Origin of the sequence: Vreelandella venusta (assembly GCF_015689495.1) — a bacterium.
GTDB lineage: Bacteria > Pseudomonadota > Gammaproteobacteria > Pseudomonadales > Halomonadaceae > Vreelandella > Vreelandella venusta.
In genome coordinates, this window is sequence record NZ_CP065135.1 from 3,963,505 (window position 1) to 3,983,672 (window position 20,168).

The window sequence follows — 20,168 nt, forward strand, 5'->3', positions numbered from 1 at the left end:
AGTTGTAGGAACGGTGGACGGAACTTTTCTCTTGTCGTTATTGTTCATATTTTCCTCAAGATCACTTTTAGTGAAGACGTTGACTATCCCAAGTTTCGTGTAGGGTCTTAGGCAGGCAATGCTTGACGATGCGGTGGCTGGGAGTCCGCTCGAACTCCTCCACGATGGCAAGGTACCTAGGGCACTGGTAGGAGGCTAAGCGCTCTTTCAGCCAAAGGTGCAGTTCACGTAGTTTGATATCACGACCAGCCTTCGGCTTCAGGAAAAGCTTTATTTCCTGCTCGCCAATCTCAGCGGCAACGCCTATCATCGCGCACTCCTCAACATCGGGATGCTGCTGGGTGACCGACTCCACCTCCCAGGCCGAGACATTCTCTCCTCGGCAGCGCACACTATCGGTGATACGTCCGAGAAAGTAGAGAAACCCGTCCGTATCGAGCCAGCCGCGGTCGCCGGTTTGCAGCAAGCCCTTCGTTAGTGTCTTCTCAGTAGCCTCAGCATTGTGGAAGTAACCATCGAATAGCACACCTGGCTGCGTTTCACGGACCACGATTTGACCCGGCTCGCCTGGCGCTAACGGATTCCCACTATCATCGTGAATAGCGACGTCCAACCAGGGAACGGCGTGCCCCACCGACCCTGGCTTTCCTGCCGCGTTGAAGGTGGTTAGGCTTGAGGCTTCCGTCATTCCGTAGCACTCACGGATCTCGAAGCCGAAACGATCCTGAAGGGTTAACCAGAGGTCGCTTGGACATCCCCCACCCCAGGCGATACGTACATTGTGGGTAGACTCCAGTTTACTAGGCGGCTGCTTCAGCAGGATCTGCAGGACGCCACCCAGATAATGGATATGAGTCGCACCGCTTACATGAACCTGTTCCCAGAAACGACTGGCGCTGAAGCGCTCGGTCAGGCTGAGCCGTACATCGAAGAACAGCGGCAGCAACAGCATTTGGGCGCCGCCAATGTGGTAGAAGGGCTCCCACTGGAAGAAGACGTCGCCCGGTTTGATTGAGCAAAGTAGCTCAACGCTCTTCAGGGCATACGCCATCATCGCATGCGTAACGCGTACTCCCTTTGGCTTTCCCGTCGTGCCTGAGGTGTACATCAAAGCATATAGTTCCCGCATGGCAGGCGCCGGTGCGTCTAGTCTTTTTTCGCCTTCCAAGTGCTCTGATACTGTGTCCTTAGCGCCGCCCAGCAGCAACGTCTTGCCCGTGAAGTCCGCTCCACTGTCGACAACGACAGGCCACAGATCAGCATCGGTGAACAGGACCGCAGGGGCGCAATGCTCGATAATATATTTCAAGCCATTGCCGCGTTGACGGGCATTGACTGGCACCCAAATGATGCCAGCTTTGGCCAGTGCGAACAGGATAGCGATAGCTTCCGGCCCGTTATTCATCATTACCGCGGCACGCTCACCAGGGTGAATGCCCAGCTCCCTGCGAAGATGGACGGCGAGAGCCTCGGCCTGACGATCGAGCTCTCCAAATGTCAAGGGACGTTGATCGAAGTTCCCGAATAAGCGTTCTGGCTCACGCGTTGCGATATCGCGCAGCGCGAGAATAAAACTGGGATCGTTGAGGTTGAATATCATAGCAATCCGAATGTCCTTTGCTTCTCACGCGTCGCTCAAGCGACAGTTGTTCAATCTATGTTTTCTACCGTCTTAACGCTTGAGAAAGAGTTCCATCATGCGTGCCGGCTCTCCCGATGCGTAAGCTTCCCCCTGAATGCGAACCCCCGCCTCAAGGCAGTCGCGGAAACCAGGCTCGGTGATTTCTTGAAAACGCTGACGATCCAGGCGCATTGCAACAGGAGGCTTGCCGGCGAGCTCTTCACCCAGCGCTAGCGCTTCAGCCATAACCTGATCGGCTGCGACCAGTCGATTGATCAAACCGAGAGCATAAGACTCGTCGGCATTCATCAAGCGACCACTTAGGGTCAGGTCGATGGTTCGAGCTAGCCCCAGGTGTTCGCGCATGATCCAGGGGCCGGTAGTACTAGCGATTCCCGAGTTAATTTCGGGCTGCCCCATACGAACGTCGGCATGGGCGATGCGGAAGTCACACAGTAGAGCTACCTGAAATGCCGAACCAGCCGCGACTCCGTTGAGGCCAGCAATGATGGGCTTAGGACTGCTGCGTAGTTTGTCGTAGAGCATCTCCCACTCGCCAACCCAGCTTTTGGCCCGCTCGGAGTCAAAAGATCGGGTCTCGTTGAGGTCCTGACCAGCGCTGAAGGCTCGCTCGCCCGCCCCAGTCAGCACGATTGCGCCGAGCGAATCGTCATTTGTTAATTCCTCAAGCGCGGCGATAAGTTGCTGACGCATTTCACTATGCCAGGCGTTAAGAACTTCTGGACGGTTCAAAGTGATGACACCTACGCGACCTTGCTTGCTGGTGAGAATATGTTCAGACATGATTATCTCTCTATTTGCTCTTAGAATGATTACAATGCGATCATCAATGATCAACATACAATCAATATAGCCGATATATGCTCACTGTAAAGCTATCAAGATACAAAAATGATTTTCTTGCGCAGAGACCATTCAATTAAAAGGTGAAAAATTGAACGAAAAGAAAAAGGTGGACCATTTAATGGTCAAGAGCGTGGTTAAAGCGTTTCGGATTCTTGAGGTTTTCGATGCAGAGCATCCAGCGATGAGCATCAAGAACCTTGCAGAACGCTGTGACATGGACAGAAGCGCAACACAGCGCTTTGTACACACGTTGATGCAGCTAGGCTACTTGCAGCGCAACGAGGAAACACAACTGATCGAACCTAGCGTGCGCACACTAGATATTGCCGCGCACTACCTTCATGCGCATCCATTGGTCGATAAGGTTCGCCCCTACTTACTGAACCTGAGCAAAGAAACAGAAGGCTCAGTCAGCCTTACGATTTTGGATGGACAGGATGTGGTGTATCTATCTCGCCTGCTGAGCCGAAACATGCTCGATACCGATATCACTATCGGATCGCGACTCCCGGCTTTTTGCACGGCACCAGGGCTGGCAATGCTGTCGCAATTAGATGAAAAAGAGGCCCTTACTCTGTTGGAGCAAACTCAGCGAAAGGCTTATACACCCAATACCATCTCCGAAGTACCTGCGATAATGGATCGCTTAGAAAGATTTCGGCGCCAAGGGTATGCAATATCGGTAGAGGAATATTTTCTATCCGACATATCAATTTCGGTGCCTATCTTAGATAGACATAACCGACCGCGAGCAGCTGTCAGTATCTCAATGTCTCGAGCACGGAGCATGCCTGAGGAGCTGGAACAGAATTTATCGGATTTATTAATAGCAACAGCAAGGCAGATATCTAGATTGTAATACTAATTTAGGATTCAGATAATTGGGTATACTGCTAGACGTTATTGGTAACATGTTATTGCTTTATGTGCGCCAAAAATCAGTCTGGCGCACATTCTAGCTTTTACGGATTAAAAATCGCTGGTAGCACACCTTTGTGCCGCCAGCTTTCAGGGTTTAAGCGAAAATTTCACCTTATAAACTTGCCAGCACCTTCGCTTTAGAGGGGTTTTCGCGCTCTGCACCGCCCAGGTTCAACTGAAAAATGCCCGCCGCGCTGACCGGCAGAAAATCTTCATAGATAATCGGCTGCGCTTCCACTATCCCCTGCACAATTAACGTCCCCATGTCAGCAGTATCAATTCCTTTAGCGACCTACCCTTTCTTGGTCAGGTGATTTAGGTACGGCGTTCTATGATGTCATCGGACCAACGACGGAGACATGAGTACCGGGCTTGGCACATTACTGCCAAAAGCATCAAAAACGGATACACATAAAAAGCGGCCACTCTCCCGAAGGCGAAGGGTGGCCGCTAGTGCTCTGCCTAACGTCAATGCATCAGGCGAAAATAAAACCTTCCGCTAAATGTTTCACCTGCATCTCTTCAGAAGTGGCGAAATAGGTCATCACATCACCATGATCAACCGTCGGCTCTTCAAGTACATCTGACCAGTACGCAAAGCCATCAGCATCAGGAGCTCTATCAAAGGCGTTGGCATATAGCAGGGTCAGATAGTCATCATCACTGAAGCGATTTCCGTGATCATCGGTAAACTCTTCCGATTCGATGAAGAAATCAGCAATATCAAACATACTCACACCTTTTTCACGCACACCAGACCAGTAATCAAGCCCTGTAGCATCCGCCTCTCGATCAAACGCGACTTTATATAATGCTTGAAGCACTGAGATCTCGACCGTGTCCGTGACATTGCCCAGTTCAACAGAAACTGTCGCTGTGCTTGATGCTCCCTGCGAATCCTCAGTCGAGTATTCAAAGGTATCGCTGACGCGGTCTACCACTTGTGAGGGCACAAAAGCCCCCCTCTGGTCGTAGAGGAAATCACCATTTTCCTGAACGGTGAGAGTCGCACCAGATGACAAAACAAGCGCGGTATCAAAAAGAACCTCTTGACCATCAATATCAGTGATTGAGAAATCATCACCATCAATCTCCTGATCAATACCGTTGCCATTGTCTTCCAACAGGTTCCCGCGCAATAACCAACCAAACCGGCTCGAAAATTCATCGTCACGCGCAATAGGTGCGCTGTTTACCCCTCCATCATCGACATCCGGTATAGGCTCTGGATCCTCGGGGGTTTCCGGTAAACGGAATCCAATGGCACCAGGGTCAACAATAACGCCGTTGGCGACGCCATCAGAATCAAACTCACCGCCATCCTCAATGACAAAATCAAAGCGTAATTTATTACCTTCACCTGTCAGACTACCGCCAAAGGCTGCACTAGCCAGATTTACCCAGTCTCCAGCCGCGTTCTGCTTCCAGTAACCATTGGCCTCAACATCATCGTCGACGAACAGAGAAAACACATGAGACCCACCAACGGTTTCTATATCCGCTTCAAAAGCGATTAAACCAAATGGCATATCAAGGTCATCTGGTCGGTCATTCGGTGCATCCAACTGTCGCACATTACGCAACGTTAGTAAGTCATCATCGCTCTCGACGTTACGGCTGCCGTTCGACGTCAGGGTGATAAACGCTTCAGGGGCATCTGCGGGATTAGAGACAGCCGTCGACGTCAATAAAAACGGTATAGAACTGACATTGCTTTGCTCGGCGTCAGGAATGCCGTCGCCGTTGCCATCACCTATAGTGCTTCCATCCAGCGATGGTACGCGACCTTCATCTTCATTCGAAATGCCGTCATTATCGCTATCAGGATTAGCACTAATAGCAGACGTTGGCATCGATGTAATAGTTTCGGCCGTGCCCTGCTGATCGGTGTAGTTGGCACGCACGCTAATGGCAGCGCCCACATCGGCTTGGATCAGGGAGTAGGTTTCGCCGGTGGCGTCGGTGATCTCGTTGCCATCGCGCAGCCACTGGTAGGTCACCGTGCCCAGGCCATCTTCATCCGCCAGTGTGTTAGAGGCGGTCAGTGTCTGATCTTCTACCGCATCGCCGCTGATGGCCACGCCACCCGTCGGTGCATCGTTGACGTTAGCCACGCTCTCCGTGGTAGCAGACGTGATTGCTTCAGCGGTGCCCTGCTGATCGGTATAGCTGGCGCGAACGCTGATGGCAGCGCCCACATCGGCTTGGGTCAGGGTGTAAGTTTCGCCGATGGCAGCGGCGATCTCATTGCCATCGCGCAGCCACTGGTAGGTCACCGTGCCCAGGCCATCTTCATCCGCCAGGGTGTTAGAGACGGTCAGAGTTTGATCTTCTACCGCATCGCCGCTGATGGCCACGCCACCCGTCGGTGCATCGTTGACGTTAGCCACGCTCTCCGTGGCAGCGGATGTGAGCGCTTCGGCCGTGCCCTGCTGATCGGTATAGCTGGCGCGAACGCTGATAGCAGTGCCCACATCCGCTTGGGTCAGGGTGTAGGTTTCGCCGATGGCAGCGGCGATCTCATTACCATCGCGCAGCCATTGGTAGGTCACCGTGCCCAGGCCATCTTCATCGGCCAGTGTATTAGAGGCGGTCAGTGTCTGATCTTCTACCGCATCGCCGCTGATGATGACGCCACCCGTCGGTGCATCGTTAACATTGGCCACGCTCTCCGTGGTAGCAGACGTCACCGCTTCAGCGGTGCCCTGCTGATCGGTGTAGCTGGCGCGAACACTGATGGCAGCGCCCACATCCGCTTGGGTCAGGGTGTAGGTTTCGCCGATGGCAGCGGCGATCTCATTGCCATCGCGCAGCCATTGGTAGGTCACCGTGCCCAGGCCATCTTCATCGGCCAGTGTATTAGAGGCGGTCAGTGTCTGATCTTCTACCGCATCGCCGCTGATGATGACGCCACCCGTCGGTGCATCGTTGACGTTGGCCACGCTCTCCGTGGTAGCAGACGTCACCGCTTCTGCGGTGCCCTGCTGATCGGTATAGCTGGCACGGACGCTGATAGCAGTGCCCACATCCGCTTGGGTCAGGGTGTAAGTTTCGCCGGTAGCAGCGGTGATCTCGTTGCCATCGCGCAGCCATTGGTAGGTCACCGTGCCCAGGCCGTCTTCATCCGCCAGAGTGTTGGATGCCGTCAGAACTTCGTCTTCCGTCGCCGTACCGCTGATGGTAACGCCACCCGTCGGTGCATCGTTGACGTTGGCCACACTCTCCGTGACAGCAGACGTCACCACTTCTGCGGTGCCCTGCTGATCGGTGTAGCTGGCGCGAACACTGATGGCAGAGCCCACATCGGCTTGGGTCAAGGTGTAGGTTTCGCCGGTAGCAGCGGTGATCTCGTTGCCATCGCGCAGCCACTGGTAGATCACTGCGCCCAGGCCGTCTTCATCTGCCAGGGTGTTAGAGACGGTCAGAGTTTGATCTTCTACCGCATCGCCGGTAATGATGACATCTCCCGTCGGTGCATCGTTGACGTTGGCCACGCTCTCCGTGACAGCAGACGTCACCGCTTCTGCGGTGCCCTGCTGATCGGTGTAGCTGGCGCGAACACTGATGGCAGAGCCCACATCGGCTTGGGTCAAGGTGTAGGTTTCGCCGGTAGCAGCGGTGATCTCGTTGCCATCGCGCAGCCACTGGTAGATCACTGCGCCCAGGCCGTCTTCATCTGCCAGGGTGTTAGAGACGGTCAGAGTTTGATCTTCTACCGCATCGCCGGTAATGATGACATCGCCCGTCGGCGCATCGTTGACGTTGGCCACGCTATCCGTGGCAGTAGACGTCACCGCTTCGGCCGTGCCCTGCTGATCGGTATAGCTGGCACGCACGCTAATGGCAGCGCCCACATCGGCCTGGGTCAGGGTGTAAGTAGTGCCCATCGCATCGGTGATTTCATTACCATCGCGCAGCCACTGGTAGGTCACCGTGTCCAGGCCATCTTCATCGGCCAGGGTGTTAGAGACGGTCAGTGTCTGATCTTCTACTGCATCGCCGCTGATGATGACGTCGCCCGTCGGTGCATCATTGACGTTGGCCACGCTCTCCGTGGTAGCGGATGTGACCGCTTCGGCGGTACCCTGATCATCGGTGTAGCTGACTTCAACGGTGATTACCTTGCCCACTTCAGCCTGAGTCAAGGTGTAGGTGCTGCTGGTGGCACCGGTGATGGCGGTGTCATCGGCCTTCCAGACGTAGCTGAAAGTGCCTAGACCATCCTCATCGACTAGAGCGCTGGTGTCGGCCGTGAGTGTTTCATCTTCAGTCGTGGTGCCAGTAATGATGACGCCACCCATCGGTGCATCGTTAACATTGGCCACGCTCTCCGTGGCAGCGGATGTAAGCGCTTCGGCCGTGCCCTGCTGATCGGTGTAGCTGGCGCGAACGCTGATGGCAGTACCCACATCGGCTTGGACCAGGGAGTAGGTTTCGCCGGTAGCGTCGGTGATCTCGTTACCATCCCGCAGCCATTGGTAGGTTACCGTGCCCAGGCCGTCTTCATCCGCCAGGGTGTTGGATGCCGTCAGAACTTCGTCTTCCGTCGCCGTACCGCTGATGGTAACGCCACCCGTCGGTGCATCGTTGACGTTGGCGACGCTCTCCGTGGTAGCAGACGTCACCGCTTCTGCGGTGCCCTGCTGATCGGTATAGCTGGCACGCACGCTAATGGCAGCGCCCACATCGGCTTGGACCAGGGAGTAGGTTTCGCCGGTAGCGTCGGTGATCTCGTTGCCATCGCGCAGCCACTGGTAGGTCACTGCGCCCAGGCCGTCTTCATCTGCCAGAGTGTTAGAGACGGTCAGTGTCTGATCTTCTACCGCATCGCCAGTAATGATGACGTCGCCCGTCGGTGCATCGTTGACGTTGGCCACGCTATCCGTGACAGCAGACGTCACCGCTTCTGCGGTGCCCTGATCATCGGTGTAGCTGACTTCAACGGTGATTGCCTTGCCCACTTCAGCCTGAGTCAAGGTGTAGGTGCTGCTGGTGGCACCGGTGATAGCGGTGTCATCGGCCTTCCAAACGTAGCTGAAAGTGCCCAGACCATCCTCATCGGCCAGAGCGCTGGTGTCAGCTGTGAGCGTTTCATCTTCGATCGCATCGCCAGTAATGATGACGTCGCCCGTCGGTGCATCGTTGACGTTGGCCACGCTCTCCGTGGTAGCAGACGTCACCGCTTCTGCGGTGCCCTGCTGATCGGTGTAGCTGGCGCGAACGCTGATGGCAGTACCCACATCGGCTTGGACCAGGGAGTAGGTTTCGCCGGTAGCGTCGGTGATCTCGTTACCATCCCGCAGCCATTGGTAGGTTACCGTGCCCAGGCCGTCTTCATCCGCCAGGGTGTTGGATGCCGTCAGAACTTCGTCTTCCGTCGCCGTACCGCTGATGGTAACGCCACCCGTCGGTGCATCGTTGACGTTGGCCACGCTCTCCGTGGCAGCGGATGTGACCGCTTCGGCGGTACCCTGATCATCGGTGTAGCTGACTTCAACGGTGATTACCTTGCCCACTTCAGCCTGAGTCAGGGTGTAGGTGTTGTTGGTGGCACCGGTGATGGCAGTGTCATCGGCCTTCCAGACGTAGCTGAAAGTGCCTAGACCGTCCTCGTCGACTAGAGCGCTGGTGTCGGCCGTGAGCGTTTCATCTTCGATCGCATCGCCGCTGATGGCCACGCCACCCGTCGGTGCATCGTTGACGTTGGCTACACTCTCCGTGGCAGCGGATGTGACCGCTTCAGCGGTGCCCTGTTGATCGGTGTAGCTGGCACGCACGCTGATGGCAGCACCCACATCGGCTTGGACCAGGGAGTAGGTTTCGCCGGTGGCGTCGGTGATCTCGTTGCCATCCCGCAGCCATTGGTAGGTTACCGTGCCCAGGCCGTCTTCATCCGCCAGGGTGTTGGATGCCGTCAGAACTTCGTCTTCCGTTGCCGTACCGCTGATGACCACGCCACCCGTCGGTGCATCGTTAACATTGGCCACGCTCTCCGTGGTAGCAGACGTCACCGCTTCTGCGGTGCCCTGCTGATCGGTATAGCTGGCACGCACGCTGATAGCAGCGCCCACATCCGCTTGGGTCAGGGTGTAGGTTTCGCCGATGGCATCGGTGATTTCGGTGCCATCGCGTAGCCACTGGTAAGTTAGCGTGCCCAGGCCATCTTCATCGGCCAGCGTATTAGAGACGGTCAGTGTCTGATCTTCTACCGCATCGCCGGTAATGATGACATCACCAGCCGGTGCATCGTTGACGTTGGCCACGCTCTCCGTGGCAGCGGATGTAAGCGCTTCGGCGGTGCCCTGCTGATCGGTGTAGCTGACCTCAACGGTGATTGCCTTGCCCACTTCAGCCTGAGTCAAGGTGTAGGTGCTGGTGGTGGCACCGGTGATGGCAGTGTCATCGGCCTTCCAAACGTAGCTGAAAGCGCCCAGGCCATCCTCATCGGCCAGAGCGCTGGTGTCAGCCGTGAGCATTTCATCTTCAGTCGTGGTGCCAGTAATGATGACGCCACCCGTCGGTGCATCGTTAACGTTGGCAACGCTCTCCGTGGCAGCGGATGTGACCGCTTCGGCGGTACCCTGATCATCGGTGTAGCTGACTTCAACGGTGATTGCCTTGCCCACTTCAGCCTGAGTCAGGGTGTAGGTGCTGCTGGTGGCACCGGTGATGGCGGTGTCATCGGCCTTCCAAACGTAGCTGAAAGTGCCCAGACCATCCTCATCGACTAGAGCACTGGTGTCGGCCGTGAGTGTTTCATCTTCGATCGCGTCGCCGCTGATTGCCACGCCACCCGTCGGTGCATCGTTGACGTTGGCCACGCTCTCCGTGGCAGCGGATGTAAGCGCTTCGGCCGTGCCCTGCTGATCGGTGTAGCTGACCTCAACGGTGATTGCCTTGCCCACTTCAGCCTGAGTCAGGGTGTAGGTATTGTTGGTGGCACCTGTGATGGCGGTGTCATCGGCCTTCCAAACGTAGCTGAAAGTGCCCAGACCATCCTCATCGACTAGAGCGCTGGTGTCGGCCGTGAGCGTTTCATCTTCGATCGCATCGCCGGTAATGATGACATCGCCAGCGGGGGCATCGTTGACGTTGGCGACGCTACCCGTTGCGGCAGATGTCACGGCTTCGGCCGTGCCCTGCTGATCGGTGTAGCTGACTTCAACGGTGATTGCCTTGCCCACTTCAGCCTGAGTCAAGGTGTAGGTGCTGATGGTGGCACCGGTGATGGCAGTGTCATCGGCCTTCCAAACGTAGCTGAAAGTGCCCAGACCATCTTCATCGACTAGAGCGCTGGTGTCGGCAGTGAGTGTTTCATCTTCGATCGCATCGCCGCTGATGGCCACGCCCCCCGTCGGTGCATCGTTGACGTTGGCCACGCTCTCCGTGGCAGCGGATGTGACCGCTTCGGCGGTACCCTGATCATCGGTGTAGCTGACTTCAACAGTGATTGCCTTGCCCACTTCAGCCTGAGTCAGGGTGTAGGTGCTGCTGGTGGCACCGGTGATGGCGGTGTCATCGGCCTTCCAAACGTAGCTGAAAGCGCCCAGGCCATCCTCATCGGCCAGAGCGCTGGTGTCGGCCGTGAGTGTTTCATCTTCGATCGCATCGCCGCTGATTGCCACGCCACCCGTCGGTGCATCGTTGACGTTGGCGACGCTACCCGTTGCGGCAGATGTGACCGCTTCGGCGGTGCCCTGTCCGTCGGTGTAGCTGGCGCGAACGCTGATGGCAGAACCCACATCGGCTTGGGTCAGGGTGTAGGTTGCGCCGGTGGCGGCGGTGATTTCATTACCATCGCGTAGCCACTGGTAGGTCACCATGCCCAGGCCGTTTTCGTCCGCCAGGGTGTTGGAGGCAGTTAAAGTCGCGTCTTCTACCGCATCGCCTGTGATGGTGACGTCACCAGTAGGCAAGTCGTTAACGTTAATTGTCGACGTGGCAATGGCAGAGTCAGCCTCTCCATCAGAGGCTCTCAGCGTCAGCGTTGTACCACTTCCTTCGTCTTCCGGCTTATATTGAATATTGGAGACTGTATCCAGATAAGTGTTAATAGCATCAGGTGTTCCCTCAAGTGTCAGGGTGTTGGTATCTGAGCCACTCACAACAACACCTGTATCAGAACTTGCAGCCAATGTTCCCGAAGAAGTGTTTATCTCAAGTGTAATTTCATCACTATCAATGTCTGCCAGACTGACGGCAGATAAATCAAGGTCAGATATCGAGCCAATAGCGACCGTTATACTAGTCGGCACTCCAGTTAGCGTCGGAGGGTTATTGACGCTGACCGTTATCGAGGCAGTATCGTCTGCCGTACTATCCTCATCTTCGTCATCAACAGCAACTGTCAGAGAGTAACTATTGTTGTTCAGCTGACTGTCATCAGCAACAGTAATCTGACCGTTACTATCAATGGCAAAAGCACCGCTTTCATTGCCAGAGGTAATGCTGAATGTTAGTCCGTTAGTATCTCCACTAGGGGTAACCGTCCCAACCACAGTGCCGTTTACGCTATTTTTATTTACAGAAAAACTGCTGTTATCAATGATCGGATCGACATCGGTAATATTGAATTCCAACGTTTGACTATCACTACCGCCATTGCCATCAACGGTTTGAATAGAGAGTGACGCTGCATTATTTCCAGAAACATTAGCTGTTGGAGTAAAGGTCAGGCTATTAAGAGCAGTGTTAACATCATTGAGCTCGCCACTAAAAGTGACAAAGCCAGAATTATATTCTCCAGAAACTTTGGTAAGACCATTGATGTTAGCAAGATTAATCGTACCATCAGTTACTGTCAGAGTTACCGTCTGATTGTCGGCATTCCCATCAGTAATCGAAAGCCCTGAAACTGCATTAGCGCTGGTATTTTCGTCAAAAACCAATGATGAGGGTAAAATAATGGTAGGGGCTTCGTTTGATACTTCGCCCTCAGGAATCACTTCAGACTGTCGAAGCAGCCAAGTATCATAATCATCATTCCCGCTATCATCATCATTAACTAACCAAGAAAGGTTACCATCAACATCAACGAAAGATGTAACATACCCATACTCACCTTGCGTTGTAGGTATACTTGAAGAAAGGTCTTCAATTAAATTTCCATTAAAGTCATAACTTACCAAATAACGTTCTATTGTTGTTGGGTCAGTATTGTAGTCAACGTAGCTATAACTAACTACTAGCCTATCATCAAGAATCACTGGCTTAGAAAAATCCCCCCAGGAATTCATACCGCCAATAACCGTATCACTTGAGAGTAACGCATTACCACTATCATCGTATATCTGGTAACGAACATCTCGAGTACTACTATCTCCTGTTGCCCCCTTGAAAAGCACAAGGTAATTACCATTAGGAAGCGTCTCCACATATTGCGACGCATTTCCTTTCGCAATACTATCGCCTATAGAAAATCGATTACTCCCATTAACTTGAGTAGGCATAGAGGCATCATTATCGAATAGCATCCCTAGATAATTATTATAATTATAAGCATCCCAAGTGATGATAAATCCAGTATCATTTGCAGCGATATTATGCTGATATTGTGAACCACTTATCCCAGCAAGGTTAGTTACTGACAATTGCTCATTATCAAATGGCGTACCATCCACCTCAAACCTGCGCATGGCATAGTCAGATCCACCTGTCGCCCAAACAAATGCCAGGTTACCATTTGACAATTCAGCAACTTCTGTAAAGCGATTCAAGGAACCTGCTTCAGAATTTATTTTAGTAGCGCCGACTACTTCCTGACCAGTGTCATCAATGATTTTAAAATATGTATCGGTAAAGCCTTTACTGCTAGAGCTACTGTACCAAGTAACAAGAATATTCCCGTCAGAAAGGCCTTTAAAAATAACGGTATCAGAATTATCATCAGTGCGTGGATCAAGAACAGGTGATGGAGCAGTACTGACTGAACCATCAGGAGAAACTGAAATTATATTTAAATCACCGCCAGCGGAATAGGTGACATAGAGTTGGCCGTTAACACGTTCTACACTATATACATAACTGTCAACAGAGGGATCAGTTTCTACATTATATCGAGTGTCACCAATTTGCATAAAAGCCTCGCTTTATAAGTTAGTTATGGCACGAGATTCGAGCGTGAACGGTCCCGTCAGTGCAGGTTGGTAAAATAAAGTCGGTTTCATCCAGGAGTCGGGGGCAGTATCAGAATGGCCTTGCAAGCCAATGATAAATACATTGACCCCGAACGGCACTTCGGCGCGAGAATGCGGCTCCTGATGCAGGAAAACCGCCTGAAGCTTGGAGTCTGAGCAGGGCACCCCAGAAATAGCGCTATAGCTCATGACGCCCTCCTTGCCACGCCGAGGTGAAGAAACACCCGGAAATGTTTCATTTAGTTAATTAAAAGTATCAAAGCCCAACCTTCAGCGCCATTAAATAATATGAGAAAACACAAAATAAAGTGATGAAAATTCACCAAATTTATAGCCAAAAAGCATTAAAATCTAACTAAGCAATTATTATAATTAGCTTTATTTTATCTTCAGCTATGCGCATCAGCACATTACAGCGTGAACGAAAAGCAACCTGTTTGGAGGGGCACTGCACTATTCCTGGTTTGCAGGCACTTCATCACTTATTTCTAAACAACAAGCTTACATACACAAACTTGATACATTAGCTATATTTAAAATATGAATATATAAAAAAGCCTGCGAAAACTCGCAGGCCCTTTGCAACACATACTGGCTCACCCAGCTAGACGTTATTTATAGGCTATTCAACACTTTGTTTTTAGAAGTGTTCTCACGTTCTGCGTAAAGCGACAACTCATCGGTCACCTGGGCACCCAGTGCCTCTTCAAAGGCATCGCGATTGGCATTCCCGGCATAGGCTTCGCTCTCTGCACCGCCCAGATTCGACTGGAAAATACCCGCCGCACTCACTGGTAAAAAGTCTTCATAGGTAATCGGCTGTGCTTCCACCAAGCCCTGGGCGATTAACGCTTCAATATCGGTACTACCAACGTCTTTAGCTGCCTGACCTTTCTCGGTCAGATGATACTGAAAATACGCTAGCCCCTCACGGCGCATGGCCTCGTCGTTATCAGGGAACTGGGCAAAGACGTTTTGCATAACCGTTTGGTGGGCGTCGTTATCCAACCCTGCGGTTTGCTTGCGGCCTTCAGTAAGCAACTGGTCATAAAGCGCACGGCCTTTTGGTGTTAGCGCTACGCCACGCTGCTCAATTTCACCAAAGCGAGCGGTGTGAGTACCTTGCGCGTCACCGGCAAAGCGGATTGATTCTTCCAATGCCTTAAAGCTGGTCTGGCGCAGCAAAATGGGGCATTCACGACGTGGCGGCCCTTCAATGACGGCTTTGGGGTTCATGCCCATCTCCGGCATGCGGCGCTGTGCTTCGTCGATATCCAGAGTACGCGGCGTCAGGTGATTGATATGCGGCCCACGGAAGCACACCACATCGGCAATCAAACGGTGCTCATCATGGAGCGCCTGATAAGTTTCCAGATCGACCGTCGCATCCTGGTGCCAACGGAAGGTTTCTAGCGCTTCGTTGACGAATTGGTCAGCCTCTTCGCTGGTTAAGCCACCCTGGGTTTCATGACGCTCAATAAGTTCGCGCGCCCCTGGGGTGAAGATATCGCGCTTGGCTAGAATCTCTTCCGAACGCTGGCGCAGAGCCTCACTTTCAATCAGTTCTAAACGCAGTAACGAGGTAAAAACACGGAAAGGGTTCATCGCCAGCGCATCATCGTCGATAGGCCGGAAGGCGGTTGAATGAACCGGCACGCCCGCTTCTGAAAGGTCGTAATAGCCCACCGGATACATACCCATCACAGCAAACAGGCGGCGCAGCATGGAAAGCTCTGCAGCAGTTCCCACGCGAATAGCCCCGTGGCGTTCTACGCTCAAACGGGCCAATTCACCCTGCGCTTCCAGGCGGCGATGCAGTTCAGGCTGTTGACTAAGCGTTTCTTGGTTAACGCGCTCGACAAGTTCAAGCAGCGTGCCGTACTGCGGCACTTCGGCTTGATACATGGCCGACATTGCCTTAGAGAAACGGTCACGCACTTCGTTGGTTGAAAGAAGGCTCGGCTGAGTCATTTCGTTGCTCTCTCTTGCATATTGTTGGGATAAGGATGAGACACCGGCGTCAATAGCGCCAACAGCGCCTGAAGCGGGTGGTGTAATGTTTGCGCTGAGTAGCGTTTCACCTGGCTGCGGCAGGAGTAGCCGGTGGCGAGCAGCTTGCCCGTGTTTTCCTCGGCTTCCACCTGGGGCTGCCAGGACTGGGCATAAATGGTTTTGGAGGTTGCGACATTACGGGTTTCATGCCCGTAAGTGCCTGACATGCCGCAACACCCTGTGGTGGCTAACGCCAGCTCTAAACCAAATGCCGCAAACACCTGCTGCCAGGCCTTTGGGCTGCCCGGGGCGTTGGTCTTTTCGGTACAGTGAGACAGCAGCTTAAAGCCAGGGTCGGTTAGGTTCAGTGGGCGAGGCGCTAGCGTGTTCATGCGCTTGGCCAGCCACTCTTGCAGCATCAGCACGTTGGGCACTTGCTCGGCCCCCAGGGCTTTGACGTACTCTTGGCGGTAGGTCAGCGTCATCGCTGGGTCGATTCCCACCATGGGTACGTCGAACTCTGCCAACGCCCGCAGGCGCTTGGCCTGTTTTTCCGCCGTGCGCTCAAAGGCACCTAAAAAGCCCTGCACTTGCAGCGGTTTGCCGTTGGCAGAAAACGGCATCACAAACACCCGCAGATTCAGTCGCGACAGCAGTTCCACCACGTCCATCACCAGCTTGGCTTCAAAGTGGCTGGTGAAGGCATCCTGGACAATGATTACGCTGTTGGCACGCTGCTGTTCAGTCAGCAGTGCAAGCGAGGTAGGCGTAGCTTCGGCCACGCCCCAGGCGCGCAGCTGCTTTTTCACGCTGGCGCGGGAAAGCTGCGGGGAGTCGCTCATTCCCAACCCTTTACGCATTAGGCTATCGACCCAGCGCTGGTTGAGTAGGGCGTTATACAGCGGCGCTACCTTGGCAAGCGTAGGCAGCATGAACTCAGTGCCACCGATGATGTAATCGCGCAGCGGGCGTAAATAGCGGCCGTGGTAGACCTCTAAAAACTGCGAACGGAACTGTGGCACGTTGACCTTAATCGGGCACTGGCCGGCACAAGATTTACACGCCAAGCAGCCCGCCATGGCATCGTAAACTTGGTGAGAATAGTCATGGTGTTGTTTGCGGCTGAGTGTATTGGCGACGCGGAGCGGAAAGCTTTTGATAAAGCCCCAGCCGTTTTCGGCTTTCTTTTTGCGCGACTCTTCCACTACATCGATCCCAGCCTGGGACTGCAGACGCAACCACTCACGCATTAAACTGGCACGGCCTTTAGGCGAATGCACGCGGTCACGGGTAGCCTTCCAGGAAGGGCACATGGGGTCATCAACATCGTAGTTGTAGCAGGCACCATTGCCGTTGCAGTACACCGCTGCGTCGTAGGCCTGCCACGCCCGCTCATCAATGGTGCGATCCAACTGGCCGCGCAGGGTGACGCCATCAATCGTTAATAGCTCAGAGTCACTGTCTTTGGCGATTAATTCGCTGCCTTCGGCGGGCGATGCAATCTTGCCGGGGTTTAGCTGGTTATGCGGGTCAAACGCGGCTTTAACGCGCTGTAGGCTGGGATACAGCTCGCCAAAGAATTTGGGGCCGTACTCCGAGCGCACGCCCTTGCCATGCTCACCCCATAACAGCCCGCCGTACTTCTGGGTCAGGTCAGCCACTTGATCAGAAATCTCACGAATCAGTTTTTCCTGTTCGGGATCTTTCATATCCAGCGCCGGGCGCACGTGCAGTACCCCCGCATCGACATGGCCAAACATACCGTAGGAGAGCTTGCGGGCATCCAGTGCGGCGCGAAACTCACTAATAAAGTCAGCCAAGTGCTCTGGCGGTACAGCGGTATCTTCGACAAACGCAAGTGGGCGCTTTTCGCCCTGCACATTGCCCAGCAAGCCCACCGAGCGTTTGCGCATGGCGTAAACTTTTTGGATTTGAGGACGGCCTCCCGCCAGGGTATAGCCTAAGCGCTCTACCGTGGGGTCTTGGCTCAAATGATCCGTGAACGCCCGCACCCGTTCTGCCAAGCGTTCAGGATCATCGTCATTAAACTCGATCAGGTTAATGCCACGAATTGGCTTGCTGCCGGTGGCGGGGAAAAACGTCGCCACGCTGTCCCAGACAAAGTCCTCCATGGCCAGCTGCAGCACGGTGTCGTCAATGGTTTCAACCGAGGTGGGGCGCGCGCTGGTCGTCATCAATGCCTTGGCATCGCGTAGCGCGTCCATAAAGCTGGCATAACGCACATTGACCAAAGTGGCGTGCTTGGGAATCGGCAGCACATTGAGTACCGCTTCATTCAAAAAGCCCAGCGTGCCTTCCGAGCCACACAGCAGGCTGTTCAGGTTCAGCTGGCCTTCTGCTTCCCGCAGATGCGCCAGATCATAGCCGGTTAAGCAGCGGTTGAGCGGCGGAAATTTGGCCTCAATCAGCCCGCGCTGTTGGTCAATAATTTCGGCCGCGGTGGTATGCACCTGGCCAAGTATGCCGGATTGGGCAACGGCCTGCTGCTCCTCGTCAGCGCTAAGCGCGCGGCTATGCAGATGCTGACCTCCCAGCAGAATCGTATCCAGTTCCAGCACATGGTCACGGGTTTTACCGTATTCGCAGCTGCCCTGGCCGCTGGCATCGGTGGAGATCATGCCGCCGATGGTGGCACGATTAGAGGTCGACAGCTCCGGGGCGAAAAACAGCCCATGGGGCTTCAGCGCCGCGTTGAGCTGATCTTTCACCACGCCCGCCTGAACACGTACTCGCCGCGCCTCTACATCGATCTCGAGGATCTGGTTCATATGGCGGGAAACGTCCACCACGATACCGTCGGTCAACGACTGGCCGTTGGTACCGGTGCCGCCCCCCCGAGGGGTGAGCACGACATCGCGATGGGGCAGCTCGGCAGCCAGCTTGGCAAGGCGTTCCAGGTCTTCCGCATGCTTAGGAAACACCGCCGCTTGGGGCAGGCGCTGATAAATCGAGTTATCCGTTGCCAGCACCGTGCGGTTGGCATAGTCAGGGGCTATCTCGCCTTCGAAGCCTCTAGCGCGCAAGGCGTCGAGGAACGCAATATAGCCACTTCGCACTGCCACTTCGCTGACCATCGCGATCATGCCTTGAGCGTCTCCAGCGCCTGCTCGATGAGCCCTAGCCCTTCTACCATGACGTCTGGTTCAGTGGTCAATGGCGGCAATAAGCGTAAGACATTACGCTTGCGGCCACTGGGCATTAGCAAAACGCCAGCATCGCGCCCCGCGGCCAATAGATTAGCTAAGTGCTCTCCCCCCGTGGCATTGTCGGTATCTTCAAAGACGATACCGCGCATCGCGCCAACACCGGTCATGGCTCCTAGCATGGGAAAACGCTCGCTTGCTTCCCAGCGCTGGTAAGCACTCACAATCGCCGCTTCTTGGGCATTACCCCATGCGCTTAGCGCCTCGTCTTGCATGATATCCATCACTGCCAATGCAGCTGCACACGCGACCGCGTTGCCTGAATATGTGCCTCCCAACGCGCCTTTGGGTAAAGCATCCATTAACTCTTTACGCCCTACCAAGGCGGCCAGAGGAAGACCTGAGGCAATGCTTTTTCCTAACAGAATCAGGTCAGGCTCGATGCCGAGGTGACTGAAGCCAAAGCGTTTACCGGTTCGTCCGAAGCCTGATTGGATTTCGTCACAAATCAATAAAATACCGTGCTGATCGCAGATTTCCCGCAGCGCTTTCGCAAACTGGGGGCAAAGTAAGCGAAAACCACCTTCTCCTTGAATGGGTTCAACGACGACGCACGCCACTTCACTGGGGGCAATTTCTACGTCAAATACACGCTCTAGGGCCGCTAGCGACTGCTCAGCGGATATCCCACTATCCTGACTGGGGAACGGCAGGTGATAAACCGGGCCAGGTAGCGCGCCTAAACCGGCTTTATAGGGCTTAACTTTGCCGTTCAAATTGAGTGCGGCCAAGGTGCGGCCATGGAAAGCATCGTCAAAAGCAATCACACCCTGGCGCCCCGTGACACCACGGGCAACCTTCAGAGCGTTTTCTGTCGCTTCCGCCCCACTGTTCGTCAACATACATCCCAGCGGATAAGAAACCGGCACAAACTGGTCAAGTCGCTCTACGACAGAGAGGTAGCCACGGTGCGGCAAGGCATTAAACGCTGAATGCATGAGGGTATCGACCTGAGCCTTGACGGCCTCGACCACCGCTGGATGGCCATGCCCCAGATTAAGCACACCAATACCGCCAATAAAGTCGATATAACGCCGCCCTGATTCGTCCCACACCTCTGCATTACGCCCTTTAGTAATGCAAACGGGGTGGAGGATGCCTAATGCACTGCTGACGTTGGGAAGGTCCATCGTCGTAAACGCTCCTGAAATTACCAAGTGTTCGCTTATCAAACAGGTTCAAGTAGCAGATCACAAACGAAAAAAAACGCTAAATGCATGCCCAATAGGAATACATAGAAAATAGCCGGTTGATTTGAAAGTAGCAGCGGTCACCACCTAGCAAAGGCGCTCCTTGCCTGACACCTATGACACTAAAAAAGATCAAAAAAAATTAAAAAAATCTGGGCATCGGGCAGACTGCTATAAATCGCAAATAATTGATTATGAAAAGCATTTATTAAAACCA

8 protein-coding genes and 1 pseudogene are annotated in these 20,168 nt (G+C 54.0%); 1 reads left to right on the forward strand and 8 read right to left on the reverse strand.

From position 1 onward, the window contains the following. Window positions 1-67: 67 nt before the first annotated feature. The gene (locus tag IR195_RS18395) at window positions 68-1,600 is read right to left on the reverse strand and encodes a class I adenylate-forming enzyme family protein (RefSeq protein ID WP_125752312.1); all 1,533 of its coding nucleotides are present in this window, start codon (window positions 1,598-1,600) and stop codon (window positions 68-70) included. A 72-nt stretch (window positions 1,601-1,672) separates the two neighbouring features. Next, entirely contained in the window at window positions 1,673-2,425 is a 753-nt protein-coding gene (locus tag IR195_RS18400) for an enoyl-CoA hydratase/isomerase family protein (RefSeq protein WP_146944493.1), read from the reverse strand. Between the two features lie 151 nt (window positions 2,426-2,576). Between IR195_RS18400 and IR195_RS18405 the strand changes: the two genes are divergently transcribed. Then, window positions 2,577-3,347 carry an IclR family transcriptional regulator gene (locus tag IR195_RS18405; protein WP_125752318.1) on the forward strand — a complete coding sequence of 257 codons (771 nt, stop codon included), beginning with the start codon at window positions 2,577-2,579 and terminating at the stop codon, window positions 3,345-3,347. Window positions 3,348-3,521: 174 nt separating this feature from the next. Here the strand turns inward: IR195_RS18405 and IR195_RS18410 are convergent. The 6 genes and pseudogenes from IR195_RS18410 to IR195_RS18435 form a co-directional block, all read right to left on the reverse strand. Further along, a pseudogene (locus IR195_RS18410) lies at window positions 3,522-3,665 on the reverse strand (2-oxoadipate dioxygenase/decarboxylase family protein); the annotation flags it as partial. 220 nt (window positions 3,666-3,885) lie between these two features. Beyond that, window positions 3,886-13,125: a choice-of-anchor U domain-containing protein gene (locus tag IR195_RS18415; RefSeq protein WP_206048270.1), complete on the reverse strand. Its 9,240-nt coding sequence runs from the start codon at window positions 13,123-13,125 to the stop codon at window positions 3,886-3,888. Between the two features lie 372 nt (window positions 13,126-13,497). Next, window positions 13,498-13,734, reverse strand: a complete 237-nt coding sequence (locus IR195_RS18420) for a hypothetical protein (RefSeq protein WP_206048271.1) — start codon at window positions 13,732-13,734, stop codon at window positions 13,498-13,500. A 426-nt stretch (window positions 13,735-14,160) separates the two neighbouring features. Next, a complete protein-coding gene (gene hglS / locus IR195_RS18425; RefSeq protein WP_206048272.1) occupies window positions 14,161-15,516 on the reverse strand; it encodes a 2-oxoadipate dioxygenase/decarboxylase HglS in 1,356 nt (451 codons plus the stop codon). Continuing rightward, a complete protein-coding gene (ydiJ, locus tag IR195_RS18430) occupies window positions 15,513-18,641 on the reverse strand; it encodes a D-2-hydroxyglutarate dehydrogenase YdiJ (protein ID WP_206048273.1) in 3,129 nt (1,042 codons plus the stop codon). The genes hglS and ydiJ overlap by 4 nt, the downstream gene beginning before the upstream one ends. After that, window positions 18,638-19,891 carry a 2-aminoadipate transaminase gene (locus tag IR195_RS18435; RefSeq protein WP_206048274.1) on the reverse strand — a complete coding sequence of 418 codons (1,254 nt, stop codon included), beginning with the start codon at window positions 19,889-19,891 and terminating at the stop codon, window positions 18,638-18,640. Before IR195_RS18435 ends, ydiJ begins: the two co-directional genes overlap by 4 nt. Window positions 19,892-20,168 lie beyond the last annotated feature (277 nt).